The organism is Desulforhopalus sp. IMCC35007 (assembly GCF_005116575.1).
Lineage (GTDB): Bacteria > Desulfobacterota > Desulfobulbia > Desulfobulbales > Desulfocapsaceae > Desulforhopalus_A.
This window is the reverse complement of sequence record NZ_SWCN01000044.1, coordinates 23,514-29,513: the sequence shown is the minus strand read 5'-3', so window position 1 is coordinate 29,513 and position 6,000 is coordinate 23,514. Positions and strand designations below refer to the sequence as shown.

Below are 6,000 nucleotides of genomic sequence, written 5' to 3'. Positions count from 1 at the left end.
AGTAACGAAAATTCAGCATGTTAAATTAACTCACGAAGTTGAATGTTTAAGGTATTCATGTGGTATATTTAGTATTGACATGCAAAAATATCACTGATATTAATAGTTCATAATTGGAATGAAATTGTAAGTGACAATATCGTCTCAGCTTTGAGAAGTACATTCCGAAATTTCTTACAAAAAAGTGGGAATAATCAATGACCGTCTTTCATGTTCGAAATAAAATACAGTCATGGTATGGGGAATCGATTGGCATTCTCATTCTGGATGCGGCATATCCCTGTGTTCCCGGGAATGTCGGTAATGCCAGTACATTTGACTTTCCAGTGCGCTATAAAGTCGTCAAAAATGCTTCAATCAACCGTCTGCTCAATGAACGGGATCCGTCCTTGCTTGTCCCGTTTATGGAAGCAGCCCGCGAGCTTCAGGATGAGGGAGTAAAGGCGGTTACCGGGGCATGCGGATTTATGGCACTGTTTCAGAGGCAGGTCGCTGATGTGCTGGACATACCGGTTTTTCTTTCTAGTCTTCTCCAAGTTCCATTCATTTATCAGATGCTTCCCAAAGGCCGAAAAATCGGTGTCATTTCCGCAGATTCAAGTGCGCTGACAATCGACCATTTTTCCAGCGTAGGCATAACGCCTGACATTCCATTGATACTTGGAGGGATGGAAAATCAGAAGGAGTTCCGTGAGGCCGTTCTTTTGGAAAAAGGGACACTGGATTCGGATCAAATTCAACATGAGGTTGTTGACGTTGCCAAAGAAATGGTTTGCAGAGACCCTGACATTGCCGCGATATTGCTCGAATGCAGTGATCTGCCTCCCTATGCAGCTGCAGTTCAGGCTGCAGTGAATAGGCCAGTATTCGATTTTATTACTATGATTCAGTATGTTCACTCAGCTTTGGTGCGACGACAGTTTCAGGGATTCATGTAAAGATTTTGATTTATCGGAAAAATGAAGGTTCTTTAAAATACCTGGCTAACATTTTGAGTTTTCTTTAGGAAGGATTTTAAGAGTGTGTTTATATAGGCTGGCTGCAAAAATTATCTCTACTGAGTGGATAGCTCTAGGTCAAAATCAGATATGTAAACAGCTGTTGTCTATTTTCTATTCTTCGATGGGATAGCGAAAGCAATTACATGAGACGGTATAAACGAAGAAGATAACCAAAAAAGGAGGGCGATTACATCATAGGTTCATTGTCGATAGTATGAATTTACACAGATAAACCTTTTTTAAGGAGAAAAAATGAAAATTCAACGTATGTTCACTCGAGCTCTAGTGATGACGCTAATGGGCGTTTTTTTGGTAGGAGGCTCTTCCCTGGCAGCAGACACTAAAACTTACAAATGGCAACCCTCATCTTGGCTGCCTTCTGGAATCAGCTGGGATACCATCCAATATATGTCCGACTACGTTAAACGGATGTCCGCCGGACGCATTGACATGAAACCAAGTGCTCCCGGGGCCATTGTTCCAGTGGCTGAACAGTTGGATGCTGTGAGAATGGGTGTCATGCAGGCAACCTTTATCTGGCCAGGATATTTTCCAGGAGAACTCCCGGTAGCCTTCAGTCATGGAGACTCCTTTGCTGCTCCGAAAACCATAGCCGAGATGCGCTACCTTTATGAGCAGTATGAAGATGGGCGTATAATGAAAATTTTGCGGGAGGAGTATGCTAAGCATGGTGTGTATCTCGTAGGGAATGTCTATTGGACGCTGGACAATTTGATGATCTCGAAGAAGCCAATTAGGGGCGTCCAGGACATCAAAGGTTTGAAGTTCAGGTCATCTGAGCTGATCGCTCTACAGCTGGCTTCACTGGGTGCAGGAACCATCTGGACTCCGGCCACCGAAATTTATTCCATGCTTTCCTCCGGCGGTGTGGATGCCATCACTTTTTCACATGCAGCCGACGATGTGGCAATGGGGTTTCATGAAGTCACTAAGTACTGGGTTAAATCCCCCACAGCGGTCGGCCCCGCCGCAGACGCTTTTATTGTCAACCTGAAAACCTGGAACTCCCTCCCCGATGACCTTAAAGCTATCCTTGAGGCCGCTTGTGAACTAGGGTCTGCCAGAAACAAGTTTGAAGCTGAATTAAAAATTGCCGAAGCGTGGAAAGTCGCGGAAGAGAAGGGTATCGAAGTCATTGAGTGGTCAGAGGAAGACTCTCGTATATTGGCAGGGACTGCCCGTGATGTTGTACCTAAAAATTATTTCGATGACGAAGCTTTTAAAGAAATTTTTGCTATTACAGAAAAGTGGGCCACTGAAAAAGGGTATTGGGAAAAGAAGTAGTTTACTTCCTTATAGAGATGTCGTCTACACCCATTATCAGTGATGGCAGGGAGGCGGCGTCTCTATAACCCATTGGTAATTGCTATATTTCTTATCTGTAGTCTTAATGTCAGTCACGTTTACGAATATTAATTGAGGTTTGTGTAAAATTTCAGCTGACCAGCGTCAGTATATTTGCCGAGGCTAGATTTTGATTGCTAGTTGAAAAGGGGACTCAATGAGACGTATTTTAACCATAATAGATTCTATTAGCGAGTGGACCGGAAGACTGATTAGCGTTTTTGTTTTCTTTCTTACCTTTTTTTTACTGTACGATGTCCTCGCCAGGTTTGCATTCAACGCGCCGACCATCTGGTGCCATGAGCTGGCACTCCATTTTTTCGGGGCCTATGCCGTGCTGTCAGGGGGCTATGTGCTCCTGCATAATGGGCATGTAAAAATCGACCTTATTTACAACCTCTTTTCAAGAAGGGGGCGGGCAATTATTGACTGCTTTACCTATCCATTTTTTTTTCTGTTCATTGGTCTTCTCTTTTGGTATGGGCTTGAAATCGGTATGCGCTCCTTTGAGTTAAAACAAACAGTATCTCCATCCCCCTTTGCCTCTCCATTGTGGCCAGTCAAACTGACCGTTCCGTTGGCTGCTTTTCTTGTGCTTTTACAGGGCCTGGCCGAGTATATTCGAACTCTTACTCTTGCTTTTACAGGGAAGGAGTTATTATGACTGAATTATTGCCTGTACTAACTCTTGTTGGTGGCTTGTTATTGGGTCTGATCACCGGCTTCCCTATGGCCTTTACCCTGTCTAGCAGCGCCATCGTTACTGCCTTTTTCTTTTTTGGAGCTCAGACGCTGCCCTTTGTTGCCACCAATGTTTTCGGAATGATGTCCAGTATGGTTCTCATTGCCATGCCCCTTTTTATCTTAATGGCTTGTGTTTTAGAAAAATCCGGTGTTGCTGAAGACCTCTATGCGTTTATGTACCAAGCCCTGGGGCCGGTCCGTGGCGGATTAGCCATGAGCACGGTGCTGATTTGCGCTGTTATTGCCGCAATGTCCGGGATCAGCACCACTGGGGTGGTCACTATGGGCATTATTGCCCTGCCCATTATGCTTAAACTAGGCTACAATAAGAGTCTCGCCATTGGGCCCATTCTGGCAGGAGGGGCACTGGGACTTCTTATCCCGCCTAGTATTTCCCTGGTCATCTACGGGATGGTGGCCCGGGTCTCCGTCGGTAAATTGTTTGCCGGAGGGCTCGCGCCCGGTTTGCTACTCGTCGCTTCATTTTTAGTTTACGTAGCCGTTCGGTGTCATTTTCAGCCAAGCTATGGTCCTGCTCTGTCCAGGGAAGAAAGAGTCCCTTTAAAAGAACTGTTTATTCTCTCTAAAGGGTTGATCCTCCCTCTCGGGGTGGTTGCTCTGGTTTTGGGGACCATTTTTTCAGGGATCGCTTCCCCGACTGAAGCTGCTGCCGTCGGGGTTGCCGGAGCTATGTTCAGCGCATTGGTTAACCGGAGGCTCAGTTGGGAAATGCTCAGCGATGCCGCTATGCGGACCATGAGTATCAGTGGAATGGTCATGTGGATCCTTTTCGGCGCTGCCTGCTTCACCAGCATTTTTTTTCGGACCGGTGGTCAAGCTTATATCGCCGATTTTCTGATTGGTTTAGAAAGTCCGGTATTGATTTTTGGCTTCATTCTGACCGTCCTGATTGTAATGGGTTGTTTTCTGGATGAAATCACCCAGGTGATGATCACGGTTCCTATATTCCTGCCCATAATTATTCAGCTGGGGTATGACCCGGTCTGGTTCGGTGTGTTTTTCATGACCGTAGTTCAGATAGGTTATCTGACTCCTCCTTTTGGGTTCTGCCTGTTTTATATGAAGGGTGTAGCTCCACCCGAGGTGAGTATGGCTGATATCTACCGCTCCATTACACCCTTTGTTCTGATCCAACTGGCTGTGGTCATTTTTATTCTCATTTTCCCCGGTGTTGTCATGTGGTTGCCCACAGTGCTTCTTAATTAGCACTGGGGCAGAGAAGCTGAAATTATCATTGATATCGAACAACCCCAACGACTTATAATCGGTGGGGTTGTTTCAGTGATAATTGATTTATCCCCTGTTTTAAAAACACTTGACAAGAAAAACACCTAAGGTGTACATTTACACATCTTACTGGTATACCAGAGATAGTGGCAGTGAGCATGCACTGTGTAGGCCGTCTTTAGGGCAGTGTCTGTCGGTGGGATTTTAACTTTGTTAATAATTAAAATCATGGCACTAATTGAGCAAGAAACGGTCTGAATTTCGCCCATGATTTGTTACGTGACATTGATACGATGCAAGCATGTCAAGATTAATTTCTAAATTTCGACCAATGCATATTGACCTTCAAATGTTCAAATGGAGATGGAATGAATTGTAAAACTTATGACATTGTTATTGTTGGTGGAGGTATAATGGGTAGCTCTACAGCCTATTACATGATGAAAACCGCACCCAGGCTTCGAGTGGCCGTAATTGAAATGGATAAGACCTACAGTCGTGCATCCTCAACCCTCTCCATGGCCAACGTTCGAATCCAGTTCAGTTTCCGGCCCAATGTGCAGATATCTCAATATGCCTTTGAGGTTCTGGAAAATTTTGAAGAGGAAATGGCCGTAGATGGTACCGGCCCTGACATTAGATATCGCCGGGAGGGCAACCTCTTTATGGTGAATGAAGAGAACCAGATTCCAGCGAACAATGCCTTGAAAATGCAGCAGGAGCTTGGTTGTGATATCGAATGGTGGGCACCGGAACAGGTTCGTGAACAGTTTCCGCTGTATAATCCCGAAGGGTATGTCGGTGCTTCTTTTGGCCCTAAAGACGGCCATCTCGATGCCTATGGCGTGCTGATGGGCTACCGGGCAAAAGCAATTTCCATGGGAGCTGAGTTCATCCATGCTGAGGTCGCTGAAATTACCAGAAGCGGAAAGCGAGTTACGGGTGTTCGTCTGAAGTCCGGAGAAGAAATCAGTGCTGGTGCTGTCGTCAATTGCGCGGGGGCCTGGTGTTCTGCAATTGCCAGTACTGCCGGTGTGGAACTGCCGGTTCAACCCGTTAAACGCCAGATATTTGCACTCGACACAAAGGTTAAGCCGGATAGGCCACTGCCGCTGACATATCTACCTTCCGGTATGTATTTCAGAACCGAAACAGGTGGGTTGATCCTTTTGGGTAAATCAATGCAGGAAGATCCGGTGGGAATTTCCTTTTCATGGGATGAACAACGATTTTACGATTTTCTATGGGAAGAGCTTGCCGAGTTTGTTCCCGAATTTGCCGAATTGAAATTGGTTCGTGGGTGGGCTGGTCTTTACGCCATGAACACCCTCGATGCAAATGCTATCCTAGGGGAATGGCCGGAATTAGATGGGTTGTTTCTGGCCAATGGTTTTTCTGGACATGGATTGCAGCAGGCTCCTGCTGTGGGTCGGTATATCACAGAATTGATAAATCTGCAGGACCATGCTCTCGATCTGTCAATATTTAGTCCGGAACGGATACTAAAGAATCAGCCTTTACAGGAGACTGGAATTTATTAATCCCATGTGCTTCCTGAGCGATCGTTGATGACATTTTTAGTTTTGTGGGGAGTTCTAATTTTTTCGATTAGTCCGACATGGGACTGATTCAGATAAAAAAT

The 6,000-nt window shown here is 45.5% G+C and carries 5 protein-coding genes; all 5 read left to right on the top strand.

Annotated elements, in window-relative coordinates; translation table 11 throughout:
• The first annotated feature begins 197 nt into the window (after window positions 1–197).
• The 5 genes from FCL48_RS24005 to FCL48_RS23985 all read left to right on the top strand — a co-directional run bounded on the left by FCL48_RS24005 (window position 198) and on the right by FCL48_RS23985 (window position 5,899).
• The gene (locus FCL48_RS24005) at window positions 198–938 is read left to right on the top strand and encodes an aspartate/glutamate racemase family protein (RefSeq protein WP_136876519.1); all 741 of its coding nucleotides are present in this window, start codon (window positions 198–200) and stop codon (window positions 936–938) included.
• Between the two features lie 315 nt (window positions 939–1,253).
• Window positions 1,254–2,306 (top strand): TRAP transporter substrate-binding protein, encoded by a 1,053-nt coding sequence (locus FCL48_RS24000; RefSeq protein WP_136876517.1) that lies wholly within the window; start codon window positions 1,254–1,256, stop codon window positions 2,304–2,306.
• 217 nt (window positions 2,307–2,523) lie between these two features.
• The gene (locus FCL48_RS23995) at window positions 2,524–3,030 is read left to right on the top strand and encodes a TRAP transporter small permease subunit (RefSeq protein WP_136876515.1); all 507 of its coding nucleotides are present in this window, start codon (window positions 2,524–2,526) and stop codon (window positions 3,028–3,030) included.
• Window positions 3,027–4,337: a TRAP transporter large permease subunit gene (locus FCL48_RS23990; protein WP_136876513.1), complete on the top strand. Its 1,311-nt coding sequence runs from the start codon at window positions 3,027–3,029 to the stop codon at window positions 4,335–4,337. The genes FCL48_RS23995 and FCL48_RS23990 overlap by 4 nt, the downstream gene beginning before the upstream one ends.
• A 389-nt stretch (window positions 4,338–4,726) precedes the next feature.
• Window positions 4,727–5,899, top strand: coding sequence for an FAD-binding oxidoreductase (locus FCL48_RS23985; protein WP_136876511.1), 1,173 nt, complete (start codon window positions 4,727–4,729; stop codon window positions 5,897–5,899).
• The last annotated feature ends 101 nt before the right edge of the window (window positions 5,900–6,000 follow it).

What these genes read in the sequence shown, in the direction of transcription:
- FCL48_RS24005 (WP_136876519.1), top strand. Translation starts at nt 198, where the DNA reads ATGACCGTCTTTCATGTTCGAAATAAAATACAGTCATGGTATGGGGAA.
- FCL48_RS24000 (WP_136876517.1), top strand. Translation starts at nt 1,254, where the DNA reads ATGAAAATTCAACGTATGTTCACTCGAGCTCTAGTGATGACGCTAATG.
- FCL48_RS23995 (WP_136876515.1), top strand. Translation starts at nt 2,524, where the DNA reads ATGAGACGTATTTTAACCATAATAGATTCTATTAGCGAGTGGACCGGA.
- FCL48_RS23990 (WP_136876513.1), top strand. Translation starts at nt 3,027, where the DNA reads ATGACTGAATTATTGCCTGTACTAACTCTTGTTGGTGGCTTGTTATTG.
- FCL48_RS23985 (WP_136876511.1), top strand. Translation starts at nt 4,727, where the DNA reads ATGAATTGTAAAACTTATGACATTGTTATTGTTGGTGGAGGTATAATG.